Genomic DNA, 15,052 nt, shown 5'->3' with positions numbered 1-15,052 from the left:
CGCCCCGTGTCGGTGCGCGAGGCGACCCCGGCGGACGCCGACGCCCTCGCCGCCGTTATGAAGGCGGCCACGCCCTACCTGGTCACCTCGCCCGAGGCGGTGCGCCACGACCTGGCGACGTCGAGACGCACCTCGCTGCGCCTGGTGGCGGAGGACGACGGTGCCGTCGCCGGCCTCGCGCGGGTGCGCGGGCACGGCGGCCGCACGATGGTGATGCTGCTGGTGCACCCCGACCACCGGCGCCGCGGTCTCGGCCGGGCGCTGCTGGACGCCGTCGTGGCGCGGCTCGACCCGCCGGTGCTCGGCGGCATCGTGAACGGCGACGCCGGCAGCCGGGCCGCCGCGGCCGCGTGGGACTGCACCATCGAGCGCGAGCACACCATCGCCGCCGTCGACCCGCGCCGGGTCGCCGTCGAGCCCGGCGGGCCGACGGTGCCGCTCGGCGAGGTCGACCCGGCGGCGGTCTGGGCGGCCACGGTCGCGACCGCCGACGACGACCCGTCGGGCCTCAGCCGCGCCCACGACCTGCGCACCTGGCTCGACGACGACTGGCGCGAGCCCACCCACCGCCCCGACCTCGGCCGGGCCGTGCTCGGGCCGGACGGCGAGGTGGCCGCGCTGGCCGTCGTCCGCGCGCACGGACAGCGGGCCTGGAACGCCTTCACCGGCACGCGGCCCGGGCTCCGCGGCCGGGGGCTCGCGCTGCGGGTCAAGGCGGCCTCGCTGCACGCCATGGCCGCGGCCGGGGTGACCACGTGCGGCACCGGCAACGACGACGCGAACGCCGCGATGCTGGCGGTCAACGCCCGCCTCGGCTACCGCCCCGTCGCGACGACGTGCTCGGCCTCCCTCACGCTCGGTCGTGCGACGACCGGGGCTCCCGAGCGTCGGTGACGGCGTCCCCGCGTGGGGCGCCCGCCCGTCGGGTGAGCGCCTCCCACCGCGCGCGCAGCCGTCGCGTGCGCGCGGGCCACCAGCCGTTGGGCAGGGAGAGCCGCACCACCTTGTGCCAGGCGCTGCCGACCTGGTGCGGCAGCGGCGCGCAGTGGTAGGTCAGCGCGTGGCGCTCGAAGACGTCGCGCACCGCGGGAGCGATGCTGCGGTAGCGGTTGCTCGGCAGGTCGGGGAAGAGGTGGTGCTCGATCTGGTGGCTCAGGTTGCCGGCCATCAGGTGCAGGGCCGGCGAGCCGGAGATGTTGGCCGAGCCGAGCATCTGGCGCAGGTACCACTCGCCGCGGGTCTCGTGGGCCGGCACGGCCTCGTGCTCGAAGGTCTCGACGCCCTCGGGGAAGTGGCCGCACATGATCACCGAGTGGCTCCACACGTTGCGCACCAGGTTGGCGGTGGCGTTGGCGGTGAGGGTGGCCCGCCATCCCCGCCCCGCCAGCAGGGGGTGCACCACGTAGTCCTTGGTGACCTGGCGGCCGGCCCGCCGCAGCATGTGCCCGAGGTCGCGGCGCACCTCCGGGGTCAGCCCCTCTCCCCCGCCTAGCCTCGAGCCGAGGTCGAGGTCGAAGACCGCGATGCCCCACTCGAAGACGCACGCGTTGACCAGGTTCCACAGCGGCTGGACGAGGTGGCGGGGCTGCCACTCCTGCTCCTCGTCGGCCCGGAAGATGCCGTAGCCGAGGTCGTTGTCCTTGCCGAGGATGTTGGTGAAGGTGTGGTGGCGCACGTTGTGCGCCTCGCGCCACTGCTCGGGCGGCGAGGCGTGGTCCCACTCCCAGGTGCGCGAGCTGATCGCCGGGTCGCGCAACCAGTCCCACTGGCCGTGCAGCACGTTGTGGCCGATCTCCATGTTGTCGAGCACCTTGGCGGCGGTGAGCGCCGCCGTGCCGACCCACCACGCCGGGCGCCACCGGCCGGCGAGGAGCACCACCCGCGAGCCGAGCTCGAGCGCGCGCTGCGCCCGGATCACCCGCCGGATGTAGGCGGCGTCGCGCTCACCGCGACTGGCGAGCACCTCGTCGCGGATGCGGTCGAGGCGGCGTCCGATGTCGGCGACGTCGTCGGCGCCGAGGTGGGCGGTCTGGCGGTGCGCCTTGTGCTGCAGGGCGGTCATGCGTGGCTCCGGTCAGGGCGGGTGTACCCGGGGTCACGCACGTCCGTCGTCCACGGCACCGGGCCGGCCCCCCACGGGGGTCAGCAGGCGACGTGCGGACTCGCGTCGCCGGGGGCCGGGGCTGGACCACGAGATGGTTGCCTCGGCAGGCTACCCGCCGCAGCGGGTGGCCGACTCACCCCGAGCGCCGTCAGGACGGTGGGCGGCCGGCCTCGTCCGCGATCTCGGCCAGGACGTCGCCCGCGACGTCGACCAGCTTGCGCCGGGTGCTGCGCGCGCGGCTGCGCAGCAGCTCGAAGGCCTCGGAGATCGTGATGCCCGCCGCCTGGGCCAGCGCCCCCTTGGCCTGCTCGACGACGATGCGGCTGTTGAGCGCCCCCTGCAGCTGCTCGGTGACCGCCTCGGCCCGGGCGATCGCCCGCTCCTGCATGATGGCGATGGTCGCGACGTCGGCCAGCGCCTGCACCACCCCGACCTCCTCCTCGGAGAAGGTCATGGCCTCGCTGCTGAACAGGTTGAGCGCACCGAGCACGTCGCGCCGCAGCCGCAGCGGGAAGGCGTGGACCGCCGCGAAACCGGCGCTGCGCGCCTGGGGTGCGAACACCGGCCACCGGTCGCCGGCGTGGGCCAGGTCGGCGTTGACGACGGGGACGCCGGTGCGCACGCAGTCGAGGCAGGGACCCTCGGAGCTCTGCAGCTGCAGCAGCTCCATCAGGCGTCCCGACTCGTTGCTCGAGGCCATGTAGCGCACCCGGCCGGCGTGGTCGGCGAGCACGATGCCCACCGCGTCGGCGCCGCTGAGGTGCGCCGCGTGGACCGTCAGGTCGTGCAGGAAGTCGACCAGGTCGAAGTCGTCGACCAGGCTGTCTGCCATGCCGACGAAGGCCGTGCTGAGCTCGCTGGTCGAGATCATGGATGACGTCCGATCTGTGCGGTGTCGCGGGTCATGGTGCGGTTCCGTCCTGCCCGAAGCTCGCCGTCCCGTCGATGATCGCCCTCGACAAGTCGGCCAACGATAGGCCCTCGGCGTGGGCGCGGCCCCGCATCAGGGCCAGCGCCTCGGTCAGGCTGACGCCCAGCTGCACCATCACGATGCCCTGGGCCTGGTAGACGTGCGCCTGGCCGTCGAGGGCGTCGACGAAGGGGGGCGCGTCGGTGTCGTCGTCCAGCGTCAGGTCGATCATCGCCTCGACGGTGAGGTCGGCGAGGGTCAGCGCGGTGCGCACCTCCGCGCCGGACAGGCCGCCGGCGGTGGCGCGGTAGAGCGCCAGGGCGCCCAGCAGAGCCGCGCCGACGTGCAGCGGGAACGTGAACACCGCGGCCACCCCGACCGAGGCCGCCGCCTGCACGAAGCCCGGCCACCGCTGCAGCGCCCGGTCGTCGAGGGAGGGGACCAGCACGGGCCGCCGCTCGCGGCACGCGTCGTGGGTCGGTCCCTCACCCACGTCGAACTGCAGCTCCTCGAGCCGGCGCGCCGCGTCGTCGGAGGCGGCCGCCACCAGGTGGGTGCCGTCGGTGGGCGGGTGCGAGACGGCCGCGGCGCACAGGTCGAGCTCGGCGACCGCCGTGGCACAGAGCCGGTCGAGGAGCAGTCCGCGCCCGCGGCGTCCGGTCGGCTGCTGGGCGGCGACGAGGCGCTCCAGGCGCTCCCGCTCCGACCCGCCCTCGGCGCGCTGCTCATCCCCGTGCACGGCTGCTGGCGGTCCCGTCTCGTCGAGGTGGGCGCCGGACGGAGGCCGCCAGAGGCGACACTAGTGCCTCCGCCCTCGCGACGGCCTGCGGGCACGCCGGGGACCTGACCCCACGCCCCCGGCCGACTCTCACCCGTCGCCCGGCGGCGTCGGCCCCGGCGGCGCGGACCCGGTCTCCTGCCGCGCACGGTGGTCTGAGACCACCTCCTGCGCCACGTCGCGCACCTTGCGGCCCCGTTCGCTCGCGATCCGGCTCAGGGCCGCGAACGCGCGCTGCTCGGAGAAGGCGAACCGCTCCATGAGCATGCCCACGGCGTTGCCGATCACGGTCCTCGAGGCCACCGCCGTCTCGAGCTGCGCGATCGACTGCGCGGCGGCGACGGCGATCGCGATGTGCGCCGCCACGGTGAGGCCGTCGGTGCGGTCGCGCGCGTCGAACGCGTCGGCGGTGCGCGAGTACAGGTTGATCGCGCCGAGGCTGTCGCGGTGGGTGAACAGCTGGAGGGACAGGACGCTGCGCGCTCCGGTCTCGGCGAAGACCCGGGGCCCCCAGGTCGGCCACCGCGCGTCCGTGGTCAGCTCCGGGCTGTGCACCAGGTGGTGCTCCCAGGTCGCGTCGACGCACGGACCCTCGTCGAGGGTGTACTGCAGGCGGTCCGCGGTGGTGACCCACCCGGCGGTGACCGCCAGCGTCTCGGCCTTGCGTCCCCGACTCGCGATGGTGAGGCCGGCCGCGTCGGCGCCGGTCACGTTGGCCACCGCCAGCTGCACGGCGCTGTCGTAGGTCAGCTGGACGTCGGCCTGGTCGTGCAGCTCGCGAGCCGCCTCGGCCATGCGCTCGTCGAGCGGGCGGGTGTCGGTCATGCGACTCCTCTCGTCCGCGCTCGGGCTGTCGGAGCCATCAACGGCTCCCCGGACGGTATCGCCCTGCGCCGACGACGTCGCCCGGTCTCCCGCCGCGGTGCGACGGTGGGCCCGGAGGCTCATCGGGTCGCCGAGCCGGTCGGGGGACCCGGGTTCCCCCGCCGGACCGTGCGGTCGGAGCCGACGAGCTCGTCCATGGCGGCGAGGAGCAGCCGGCAGACCGCTCGGGTCGGCACGTCCAGGAGGCGGGCGATCCGCGGCGGCGACTGCGCGCCGTGGAGGTAGAGCGCCACGGCGCACCGTTGCTGGGCGCTGATGCGGGCAACCCAGTCGATCGCCTCGTTGGTCGTCCCCGTCGGTCGCACCTCGGACTGCAGCCAGACCCGGCACGCCCCGAAGACGGCCGACACGAGCACCGGGTCGACACCGGTGCCGGCGCTTCCGGACGCTCCCTCGGGGGGACCGGCGTCGGGAGGAGCGGCCCGGACGACCCGCAGGACGATGTCACGGGCCGTCGCGTCGCTGCCGGTGATGATGCGCGCCATCGAGAGCAGGCCGTCGTGCTCGTGCAGTGCGGAAGCCGTCGCGGCCGGGGCACCAGCGTGGTGCGGCTCACCGGCTCGCAGCCCGAGAGGGCCTGCTGCGTGCGCCCGGACCGGGACGGGCGACCGGTCGATCGAGGTCGACATGGACCCTCGCTTCGTGTCGAAGTCTTGTCGGGGTCCAGGACGACGAGCGACCACCGTAGCCCGGTGACCGCCGCGCGTCGACGGGCTCGACAGCAGACCACCCCTGCGGGGGCCGCCACGGTGGCGAGGTCGTGCGGGGGTCGGCTCCCCGGTGCGGCGGGCGCCGTCCACGCCCGGCGGGTCAGTCGAGGTCCCACGGCGTGCTCCCGATGCCGTGGCGGCGACCCCAGAGCATGACCTGGGTGCGGCGCGTGCAGCCGACCTTCACGTGGACCCAGCGGATGTGGTTCTTCAACGCGCTGGGGCTGATGTACATGATCTCGGCGTTGCTCAGACCCCGGCACATCAGCGTCAGCGTCTCGGCCTCGCGCTCGCTCAGGGCGGCCTGCCTGGTCGCCGGTGTCTGCCAGTCGGGCGCGGCCGGGACCCGTCGGCGCGTGCGCCGGCAGCCTCGGTGCAGGGTCTCGAGCAGCGTGCACAGGTCGTCGGCCCCCAGACCGGGCCAGACCACGCCGCAGGCGCCGGCCTCGAGCACCCGACAGCCGAGGCGCGGGTCGACGTGCCAGCCGAAGCCGGCCACGCAGGCCACGCCCAGGTCGACCAGGCGGTTCACGTGCTCGACCGCGACGTCGACGGACGTCGCCATGTCGACCAGCACCACGTCGACGTGCTCGGGCGTCGCCGGCACCTGCGGGTCCACGTCGACGCGATCGCGGTGCCGGTGCAGCATCGCGGCCAGTCCGACGGTCGTCAGGGTGTCGGCGCCGACCAGCCTGACCCGCACGGGTCGGGTCACGGTCGAGCGCAGCCGGGAGTCGCCCGCCGTCGGGTCCGGGCGTCGTCCGAGCGGCGACGTGCTGCGGTCGCGGGCGGTCGTGGGGTCGCGTCGGTCGGGGAGTGGGGGTGCGTGCGCCATGGTCGGCACTCCTGCTGCGCTGGGAAGTCGTCCACCTGTGAACGCGACGCGCGGGGCTGGACCGGCCGAAGCGCCCGGACGGCAGCACCGACGACGTCGGGTTCGCGTGCTGGCGGGGTCCGGGGCAGCACCATCAGATGGCGTGCGAAGGCGTCACGGTACCGCGGATCCGGCTCGGTGCGCGACGGTTCGGCGGCGGCCGGCGGCCGGCGGCCGGCGGGCGGCGGGCGGCAGGGACGACGCGTCCCCGCCGCCCGTGGCGGTGCTGCGGGTCGACTACCGGCCGAGGCCGGTCTTGTCGACGTTGCGGTGGAACCGCATCCCGGCGAGACCGCCGAGCAGGGCCCCGGCCAGGGCGGCCACGGCGACCGCGGCGAGCGCGATCACCCCGGCCAGGCCGAGGTCACCCTCGTTGACCGGCAGCCGCGGGAAGCTGTTCAGGTTGGCCAGGACGTCGTACTTCGACCCGGCGATCGCGCCGACGATCGCGACGACGACCGCGATGGCGACCGCCCAGATCCACACGGCCAGACCCTGGAGCAGCCCGTTGAACCGGGCCATGCGCCCGGCCACGTAGCCGCCGCACAGGTAGGACACGAAGATCACCACCAGCAGCACGATCGCCCCGACGAGACCGATGGTCCCGGCATTGCCGGCCGCGGTGTCGGTGGCGCTCTCGACGTCGTCGACCGAGGCCAGCCCGATCGCGGTGCCGGCGGCCACGAGCACGGCGGCGAGCAGGATCGACATCCCGGTGGCGGTCAGCCAGCCGAAGAAGGCCGAGCCGACCTTGACCCCGCCGTGCTCCGCCTTCTCACGGCCCACCACCGCCTTGCGGCGGTCGGTGGTGCCCGGTGCCCCGTCGTGCCCGTCGTGGTCGACCGGGTCGAGCCGGTCGGCGCCGGTGCCCGACGTCATGAGGTGCGTCCGTTGCTGTGGGTGGTGCCCGAGGTGTCAGCGGTGCCGTCGGCGTCGGTCGCGTCGGTGTCGATCTGCTCCTTGCGGACGTCCTCGCTCACGGTCTCGTCCTCGGTGACGGTGTCGACGTCCATGCGCACGCGCTCGACCGGCACGGCCTCCTTGTCGGTCACCACCCGCTCGGCGGTGAGGTCGACCTCGTGCTCCTCGGAGGTGATGTCGGCGCCGCTCAGCGCGTCACCGCGGTTGGCGTCGGTGATCGGCTCGCGCTCGATCCGCACCTCCTCGTGGCTGACCGGCACGGTCTGCGTGACGTTCTCGGTGACGACGTACTTGCGCAGCCGCGCCTTGCCCGCCGAGACCGTCTCGGTGCCGACCCGCAGCTGCTCCTCGGAACGCGTCATCGCGGTGTCGGTGTCCGGGCCCGAGGCGTCGTGGCCGGCCCCGTGGTCGTGGTCGTGCGACTCGCCGCCGGTGCCGCCGGTGACGTCGATGTCGGTGCCGACGTAGCTGTCGGTGCCGGTCACGCGGTCGGTGCCCGGGTCGGTGGTCGGGTCGGTGGTCGGGTCGGTGACCTGCTGGTCGCCGGACGCGTCGCCGCCGAGGCCGTAGTAGTGGTACAGCTCGGCCTCCTCGGAGGGATCGAGATGGCCGTCGGAGTCCTTGACCCGCGGGGCGCCCTTGATCGTGTCCTTGTCGAAGGACACCTCGACGTCGTGGCCGACGAGGGTCGCGGTGGTGAGCGGGACGAACGACTCGGCGGTGCCGAAGAGGCCGGTCTTGACCGTCACCCACTCCGGTTCGCCCGTCGCGTCGTCGAGGAAGACCTGACCGACGCCGCCGATCTTCTGGCCGTCGGTGCCGACGACGTTGCCGCCGTCGAGGATCTGTCGTGCCTGGTCGGTCGTGAGCATGGGGGTCTCTCTCCTGGTCGAGGTGGCGGAGCCGGGTCGGCGCTGCCGTCGGCCGACCGCCTGCGGCACCGGGGCCGCGTGCGGGTCGGGCGCGGAGGCAGCCCTCAGCGCCCGGCACGGGGCCGGGACGTCGACGGGTGACCGCCTGCGCCCGGGGCCTGAGGCCTGAGGCCTGAGGCCCGGGGCCGGTCGGCGGGGCTGGGACGTGCACGCCACCGAGGACCGGGGTGACACCACCGAGGTGGCTCCTCGACCGAGGCTAGGGGTGACCCGGGGGAGATCACGCAATCGCGGCGATCTCCACCCTGGTGGGTGATGCCGATCGGGTGGTCCCCGCTCGCTAGGTCCGGGGTTACGTTCGACGTGGGCGATCCGAGCTTCGGACTCCTCGCCCCGACGTCAGGTTCTCCATGAAACCGACCACCCCCCGTCTCGTCCGCGGGGCCGGGCGCAGACCGCCCGGCACGCGGCCCACCGACCAGCCGTCGGAAGGCAGCGACCCGCCGCCGAACCCCGGCGCCGACGACCCCGACGACGTCCCGCCCGACAACCCGTCGGGCTGACCGCCGGACGCGACCGCCGCGCGCCGCGCGAGCCGGCTCGACCACCCATGACCCACGCGAGGAACCCCATGTCTGAACGCAACACCGTCATCCGCAGCCTCCACGACCTCGGCCTGGCCACCTGGTTCGGCGGCTCCCTCATGGGGGCCGTCGGTCTCAACGGCGCCACCGGCCGGGCCGAGGACCCCACGGAGCGCACCCGGCTCTCGTCGCTCGGCTGGAAGCTCTGGGCCCCCGTGGTCGCGGGGGCCGTCGCCGCCCACGGCATCGGCGGGGCCGGGCTGATCCTGTCGAACCGGCGCCGGCTCGACCAGCACGCCGGCAGCGCCGCCAACACGTGGGTCAAGGGCGCCGTCACGGTGGCCGCGGCCGGCCTGACGGCCTACAGCGGCGTCCTCGGACGCACCGTGGAGTCCGAGAGCGAGCAGGGCGCCGAGGGCGCCACCGAGCCCGCCCAGGGCGCGTCGAAGAAGCTGGCCGCGGCCCAGAAGCAGCTCAAGATGACGCAGTGGGCGATCCCGGCCATGACCGGCGTCCTGGTCGTCATGGGTGCCCAGCAGGGCGAGCAGCAGCGCCCGTCGCAGCAGCTGCGCGGCCGGCTGCCCGCCGCCCTGGGTGGCAGCCGCTGACCGACCGCGGCGCAGACGGGCGTGCCGCGGCCGGCGGCTGCGGCACGCCTTCACCCGGGGGGACGAAGCGCTCCCCGACCCTTGGCGACATCGGTTAGTGTCGATTTCAACATCGTCCAGGACCCCGACGACGTTCCATTCACCGGAGCTCGTGGGGGTCTTCGCATGTCCAGCACCATCTCGTCCAGGCACCCGGCCGACCCTGGCCGTCGCGCCGCCCGCATCGTCGCGGGCCCGACGCGTGTGAGGCCTCCCGGCTGACCGGAGGCGAGCCGGACTCCCCCGGCCCGCACCTCCCGCACCGGCCCGTCCGCGGCCGGTGACCACCACGTCGCGCATCTCACCGCGCACGTCCCCGGCCCTCGAGCCGCGGGGACCGGTCCGTCATGGGGCACGACCGGTCCGGTCGCTGCCCCCTGTCTGGAGACAGCCCGTGAGCATCTCAGCACGCCGTTCGACCGAGCCCACGATCACCGTCGTGGTGCCGGCCTGGAACGAGGCCCGCAACCTCGAGATCATCCTCCCGTCCCTGCCCGCCGTGCACGAGGTGCTCGTCGTCGACGGGGACTCCGTCGACGACACCGAGCTCGTCGTGCGGCGCGCCCGACCCGGCGCGCGGCTGATCCAGCAGACGCGCCGCGGCAAGGGCAACGCCCTGGCCTGCGGGTTCGAGGCCGCCACCGGTGACGTCATCGTCATGTTCGACGCCGACGGCTCCGCCGACGCCCGCGAGATCACCGCCTTCGTCGCCGCCCTGGTCGACGGCGCCGACTTCGCCAAGGGCAGCCGCGTCGTCGTGGGGGGCGGCAGCGAGGACATCACCTGGCTGCGCAGCACGGGCAACCGGGCGCTGACCACCCTCACCAACCTGCTGTTCGGCACCCGCTACACCGACCTCTGCTACGGCTACAACGCCTTCTGGCGCGACATCCTCCCGGTGCTGGCGGTGCCCGACTCCGGCAGCACCGACGCCCAGTGGGGCGACGGGTTCGAGATCGAGACCCTCATCAACACCCGGGTGGCTGCCGGTGACCTGAGCATCCACGAGGTCCCCAGCGTCGAGTTCGAGCGGATCCACGGCGGCAGCAACCTGCACGCCTGGCGCGACGGGTTCCGCGTGCTGCGCACGATCCTCGTCGAGCACCGCCGGCGTGGCAGCACCTCCGTGCCCACCCCGGCCGCCGTCGTCCTGCACGACGACGTGGCGACCGTGCTGCCCGCGCAGGCCGTGCGGTCGGCGAGCCCGGTGCGGGAGTCGGCGTGAGCCACGACCCGGGTGCCCCCACGGTGGTCGTCGTCGGCCCCGGCTGGCGGTTCACCTCCGGCGTCAGCTACTACACCTGCCGGCTGGTCAACGCCCTGGCCGGGTCGATGCCAACCCACGCGTTGCTGATGCGACAGCTGCTCCCGACCGTGCTGTACCCCGGACGCCGGCGGGTGGGGCTGCGGGTCCACGACCTCGACTACGCCGACGGGGTCGAGGTCTACGACGGCGTCGACTGGTGGTGGGGGCGCTCGATGCGCGGCGCCACCCGGTTCGTGGGCGCCGAGCGACCGCACGTGGTGGTGCTCCAGTGGTGGACCGGCGCGGTGCTGCACAGCTACCTCCGGCTCGCCCGCACCGCCCAGCGCCGCGGCGCGCGGGTGGTCATGGAGTGGCACGAGGTGCAGGACACCGGCGAGGCCGCCGTGCCCGGCGTCGAGCGCTACGTGCGGCGGCTGATGCGCCGGCTGCTGCGCCGCGTCGACGCCCACGTCGTCCACTCCGCCCACGACCTCGCGCTGCTCGAGCGCGCCTACGCGATCTCGGCGGGCGGCGCCCCGGTGACGGTCGTCCCGCACGGGCCCTACGACCACGTGCGCACCTCGGAGTCGGACTCGGAGCCGTCGGAGCCGTCGGAGCCGTCGGAGCTGTCGGACGCGTCGGGCCCCGCCGAGGGGCCGGTGCGGTTGCTGTACTTCGGCGTCATCCGGCCCTACAAGGGCCTCGAGCACCTCGTCGCCGCCTTCGAGGCGCTGCCGGACGACGTGCGCGCCGGCCTGCACCTGACCATCGTCGGCGAGACGTGGGAGGGCTGGGACGCGCCGCTCGACGCGGTCGGACGCAGCCCCGCCCGCGACCGGATCACCGTGGTCAACCGCTACGTGACCGACGCCGAGGCGCAGCGGCACTTCGCCGCGGCCGACGCGGTCGTGCTGCCCTACCTGCGCTCGTCGTCGTCCGGTCCGCTGCACATGGCGATGGCCGCCGGGCTGCCGGTCGTGCTCAGCTCGGTCGGCGGCCTGGTCGAGGCCACGGCGGGCTACGACGGCGTCCGGTTCGTGCCGCCCGCCGACGTGCCCGCGCTGAGCGCCGCCCTCGCATCGCTGCCCGAGGTGCGCGGACGCCGCTTCGCCGACCCGCGCAGCTGGACCACGACCGTCGACTCCTACCGCCGTCTGTTCGAGGAGCTGGCCGATGTCGCCTGACCTCCCCGCCCGCCGGACCCCGCGCACCACCCGAGCCAAGGACACCCCGCGATGACCCGTCACCTCCCAGCCCGCCGCACGATCGTGCCGGCGGCCCTGGCCCTGGCCGCCCTGACCGTGCTGCTGATCGGGCTCTCCGTCGCCGGCGGCGCGCGGGCCGACGTCGACCGCACGGCGGCGTCCCCCGCGGCGGCCCCGGCGACGGCCACGCCCGGGTCGGCCGCCCCGTCCGCTGCCCCGTCCGCCGCTCCGTCCGCCGCTCCGTCCGCCCCGTCGGCCGGCCCGCGGAAGCGGCCCCGGTCGACCCCGCCCGGCAAGGCCTGGGTGCGCGCCGGCCACTTCGTGCCCGGCATGGGCGCGGCCCGGATCGACCTGCTGCCCGTGGGCGGCGACCCGATGTCGATGACCGAGGGCGACGGCGTGACCTACGGCGACACGTCGGTCTACCGCACGCTGCCGCCGGGTGGCTACACGGCGACGGTGAGCGCGATCGGCTCCGCGACCGGCGCGGCCCCCCTGCTCTCGCGCAGCTTCGAGGTCACCCCCGGCGCGGCCCGCACGATCGCCGTCGTCGGGACGGCCGAGGAGCCGCGGCTCGTGCTGCTCACCGACGACCTCACGCCTCCCGACGCGGGAGCGGCCAGGGTGCGCCTGCTCGCCGCCGCGAGCTCCACCGACACCGTCACCGTGACCGCGCTCGGCGGCCCTGTGCTCGCGCAGGACACCACCCTCGGCCAGACCACCGGCTACGCCACGGTGCCGGCCGGCTCGTGGAGCCTGCGCCTGGAGAGCCCGCAGCTCGCGGCGTCCGACTCCGACGCGGTCGTCCTCGCCGGTGGCAGCGTCTACACCGTCGTCGTGCTCGACGACCAGCGCGGCGGGGTGCGGCTCGAGGTCGTGACCGACGCCGCCGGCGCGACGCTCGCCCCCCGCGGCGGCGCGCGGACCGGCCTCGGCGGCACCGCGGCGGTGCACCGATGACGCACGCCCCCGCACGCCTGCGGGCCGGACCGGTGGTCGCGGCCGTCGTCCTGCTGGCCGCCGGCTGCGGCGCCGGCGGGACGGCGGACGCCGGCCCCGCGACGCCGACCCCGAGCGCCCGGGCACCGGAGGTCGCCGCGGCCACCCCCGCCCCGCGCGCACCGGCCCCGCCCGCGCTGACGCCCGTCACCGACGCACCCACCGCGCCGCGCCGGCTCCGGCCCGTGCGGCTGCGGGTGCCCGCGATCGGCGTCGACGCCCCGGTGACCGAGCTCGGCATCGACCGCCGCGGCCGGATCGAGGTGCCCGACGTCGCCGCCGACGCGGGCTGGCTGCGCACCACCCCGGCGCCGGGTGAGCGCGGCCCGGCCGTCGTGGCCGGGCACCTCGACAGCGACACCGGCCCCGCCGTCTTCTACCGGCTCGCCGCCCTCGACGTCGGCGACGCCGTGATCGTCACCCGGCGCGACGGCACCACCGCGCGGTTCACCGTCGACGGCGTGCGCACCTACCCCCAGGACCGGTTCCCGACCCGCACGGTCTACGGCCCCGTGCCCGGCCCCGCGTTGCGCCTGGTGACCTGCGGCGGCGACTACGACGCCGCCCGCGGCGGCTACCAGGCCAACGTCGTGGTCTACGCCTCCTGACCCCCCGACCGACCCGACCGACCCGACCTAACCGACCCGACCGACCCGACCCGACCGACCCGACCGACCGAGAGGAGCACCGCAGATGACCACCCCCGGCCCCCGCGCCGCACCGACGCCGCACCGCCTGCCGCGCGTGCTGCTGGCCGACCGCGGCGACCCGCTGACCGGCCCGCTGTCGGTGGCCGTGCGGCACCGCTTCGACGTCGTCGACCGGGTCGACGCCGAGCTGACGCGGCCCGAGCGGCTGCTGGTGGCCGCCACCACGTTCCGCCCCGGCCGCCGGGCGTGGTCGGAGCGGTTCCACAAGAGCAACCTGGCCGTGGGGCTGCGCAGCCGCCGGGCCGAGACCGGTCTGTCCGGCACCGGCCGGGACGCCGACGTGGTGCTGCAGACGCACGCCCTGTTCGAGACGGCCGACCCCCGCACGGTGCTCTACCTCGACTGCACCCACCGGCAGTCGCAGGCGCAGTGGCCGGCCTGGGACCCGCTGCGGGGCCGCGGCCTCGCCCGGTGGCTCGACCGCGAGCACCGGCAGTTCCACCGCGCCGCGCACCTGTTCGCCTTCTCGCAGGAGACCGCCCGCTCCCTGGTCGAGCAGTACGACGTGCCGCCGGCCCGGGTGAGCGTCGTCGGCGCCGGCGTCACCCTGCCCCCGCCGCCCGCACGGCGGGAGCCCCGCACCGACCGGGCCCCGGTCGTGCTGTTCGTCGGCAACGACTTCGAGCGCAAGGGCGGGCCGGAGCTGCTGCAGGCGTTCGCGCTGCTGCGCCACCGCCACCCCGACGCCGAGCTGCGGCTGGTGGGCACGCCCTACCCGGTGCCGGCCCAGGACGGCGTCACCCACCTCGGGCGGGTGCACGACCGCGAGGCCATGTCGCGGCTCTACGCCGAGGCCGACGTGTTCTGCCTGCCCGCCCACTTCGACCCCTTCCCCGGCGCGCTGCTCGAGGCGATGGCGCACGGACTGCCGTGCGTGGTCACCCCGACCTGCGGCGTCCCGGAGATCGTGGTCGAGGACGTCACCGCCCTCACCGTCGCGCCCGGAGCGGCGCTGCCCGACCGGCTCGCCGACGCCCTCGACCGGCTGCTGCGCGACCCCGAGGCGGCCGCCTCGATGGGGCGGCAGGGCCGACGTCGCGTCGAGGACCGCTTCCTGTGGTCGCACGTGCTCGACCGGATGGCCCCCGTGCTCGAACGGCTGGCCGCCCCCACCGACGCCCCCACGGCTCAGCGCACCACGCGCACGCCCCGCACCGGCGCGAGCGCACCCGTGCGGACCACGACACCCCGAGGAGAACGACCATGACCCAGACCTCCACCCAGAACCCCGCCGGGACCCGGCAGGGCACCCGCAGGACCCTCGTCTCCGAGCGTCCCTGGGGTCGCTTCGAGCAGCTCGCCCTCAACGAGGCCTGCACCGTGAAGGTCATCACCGTCGAGCCCGGCGCCCGGCTCTCGCTGCAGCGTCACGAGCACCGCAGCGAGCTCTGGCAGGTGCTCGACGGCCCGATGCAGGTCGTCGTCGACGACCACGCCTGGACCGCGCACGCCGGCGAGCGGGTCTGGGTGCCGGCGGGCGCCACGCACCGCATGGGCAACGCCGGCACCGAGCCGGCGCGGATCCTCGAGGTCGCCGTGGGCCACTTCGACGAGCACGACATCGAGCGGATCCAGGACGACTACCAGCGGTGAGCCGGGCACCACGG

17 protein-coding genes are annotated in these 15,052 nt (G+C 75.3%); 9 read left to right on the top strand and 8 right to left on the bottom strand.

The window, feature by feature from the left end:
* Positions 1-6 precede the first annotated feature (6 nt).
* A complete protein-coding gene (locus tag ABEA04_RS01760) occupies positions 7-894 on the top strand; it encodes a GNAT family N-acetyltransferase (protein WP_345453864.1) in 888 nt (295 codons plus the stop codon).
* On the opposite strand, the gene ABEA04_RS01755 is transcribed toward ABEA04_RS01760, so the two are convergent.
* The 8 genes from ABEA04_RS01755 to ABEA04_RS01720 all read right to left on the bottom strand — a co-directional run bounded on the left by ABEA04_RS01755 (position 851) and on the right by ABEA04_RS01720 (position 8,054).
* Positions 851-2,062, bottom strand: coding sequence for a fatty acid desaturase family protein (locus ABEA04_RS01755; RefSeq protein ID WP_345453862.1), 1,212 nt, complete (start codon positions 2,060-2,062; stop codon positions 851-853). The two genes, ABEA04_RS01760 and ABEA04_RS01755, sit on opposite strands and share 44 nt — an antisense overlap.
* Positions 2,063-2,252: 190 nt before the next feature.
* Positions 2,253-2,975: a GAF domain-containing protein gene (locus ABEA04_RS01750; RefSeq protein ID WP_345453860.1), complete on the bottom strand. Its 723-nt coding sequence runs from the start codon at positions 2,973-2,975 to the stop codon at positions 2,253-2,255.
* 31 nt (positions 2,976-3,006) lie between these two features.
* Positions 3,007-3,753, bottom strand: coding sequence for an ANTAR domain-containing protein (locus tag ABEA04_RS01745; RefSeq protein WP_345453858.1), 747 nt, complete (start codon positions 3,751-3,753; stop codon positions 3,007-3,009).
* Between the two features lie 129 nt (positions 3,754-3,882).
* Positions 3,883-4,617: an ANTAR domain-containing protein gene (locus ABEA04_RS01740; RefSeq protein WP_345453856.1), complete on the bottom strand. Its 735-nt coding sequence runs from the start codon at positions 4,615-4,617 to the stop codon at positions 3,883-3,885.
* Positions 4,618-4,736: 119 nt separating this feature from the next.
* On the bottom strand, positions 4,737-5,162 hold the full coding sequence (locus tag ABEA04_RS01735; protein ID WP_345453853.1) for a hypothetical protein: 426 nt from the start codon (positions 5,160-5,162) through the stop codon (positions 4,737-4,739).
* 325 nt (positions 5,163-5,487) lie between these two features.
* Positions 5,488-6,222 (bottom strand): helix-turn-helix transcriptional regulator, encoded by a 735-nt coding sequence (locus ABEA04_RS01730; RefSeq protein ID WP_345453850.1) that lies wholly within the window; start codon positions 6,220-6,222, stop codon positions 5,488-5,490.
* A gap of 276 nt (positions 6,223-6,498) precedes the next feature.
* The gene (locus ABEA04_RS01725) at positions 6,499-7,140 is read right to left on the bottom strand and encodes a hypothetical protein (protein ID WP_345453847.1); all 642 of its coding nucleotides are present in this window, start codon (positions 7,138-7,140) and stop codon (positions 6,499-6,501) included.
* The gene (locus tag ABEA04_RS01720; protein WP_345453844.1) at positions 7,137-8,054 is read right to left on the bottom strand and encodes a PRC and DUF2382 domain-containing protein; all 918 of its coding nucleotides are present in this window, start codon (positions 8,052-8,054) and stop codon (positions 7,137-7,139) included. Before ABEA04_RS01720 ends, ABEA04_RS01725 begins: the two co-directional genes overlap by 4 nt.
* Before the next feature lie 410 nt (positions 8,055-8,464).
* Between ABEA04_RS01720 and ABEA04_RS01715 the strand changes: the two genes are divergently transcribed.
* The 8 genes from ABEA04_RS01715 to ABEA04_RS01680 all read left to right on the top strand — a co-directional run bounded on the left by ABEA04_RS01715 (position 8,465) and on the right by ABEA04_RS01680 (position 15,038).
* Positions 8,465-8,617 (top strand): hypothetical protein, encoded by a 153-nt coding sequence (locus ABEA04_RS01715; protein ID WP_345453841.1) that lies wholly within the window; start codon positions 8,465-8,467, stop codon positions 8,615-8,617.
* A gap of 68 nt (positions 8,618-8,685) precedes the next feature.
* A complete protein-coding gene (locus tag ABEA04_RS01710; RefSeq protein WP_345453838.1) occupies positions 8,686-9,246 on the top strand; it encodes a hypothetical protein in 561 nt (186 codons plus the stop codon).
* A gap of 433 nt (positions 9,247-9,679) precedes the next feature.
* Positions 9,680-10,510, top strand: a complete 831-nt coding sequence (locus tag ABEA04_RS01705; protein WP_345453836.1) for a glycosyltransferase family 2 protein — start codon at positions 9,680-9,682, stop codon at positions 10,508-10,510.
* On the top strand, positions 10,507-11,715 hold the full coding sequence (locus ABEA04_RS01700; protein WP_345453833.1) for a glycosyltransferase: 1,209 nt from the start codon (positions 10,507-10,509) through the stop codon (positions 11,713-11,715). Before ABEA04_RS01705 ends, ABEA04_RS01700 begins: the two co-directional genes overlap by 4 nt.
* A gap of 51 nt (positions 11,716-11,766) precedes the next feature.
* Entirely contained in the window at positions 11,767-12,696 is a 930-nt protein-coding gene (locus ABEA04_RS01695) for a DUF4397 domain-containing protein (RefSeq protein ID WP_345453830.1), read from the top strand.
* The gene (locus ABEA04_RS01690) at positions 12,693-13,343 is read left to right on the top strand and encodes a class F sortase (protein ID WP_345453827.1); all 651 of its coding nucleotides are present in this window, start codon (positions 12,693-12,695) and stop codon (positions 13,341-13,343) included. Before ABEA04_RS01695 ends, ABEA04_RS01690 begins: the two co-directional genes overlap by 4 nt.
* A gap of 85 nt (positions 13,344-13,428) precedes the next feature.
* Positions 13,429-14,652: a glycosyltransferase family 4 protein gene (locus ABEA04_RS01685; protein ID WP_345453824.1), complete on the top strand. Its 1,224-nt coding sequence runs from the start codon at positions 13,429-13,431 to the stop codon at positions 14,650-14,652.
* Positions 14,649-15,038, top strand: a complete 390-nt coding sequence (locus ABEA04_RS01680; protein WP_345453821.1) for a phosphomannose isomerase type II C-terminal cupin domain — start codon at positions 14,649-14,651, stop codon at positions 15,036-15,038. Before ABEA04_RS01685 ends, ABEA04_RS01680 begins: the two co-directional genes overlap by 4 nt.
* The last annotated feature ends 14 nt before the right edge of the window (positions 15,039-15,052 follow it).

This window comes from Nocardioides marinquilinus (genome assembly GCF_039543705.1).
GTDB classification, from domain to species: Bacteria; Actinomycetota; Actinomycetes; order Propionibacteriales; family Nocardioidaceae; genus Nocardioides; species Nocardioides marinquilinus.
The sequence above is the reverse complement of the archived record's forward strand: the minus strand, read 5'-3'. Positions and strand labels throughout refer to the sequence as shown.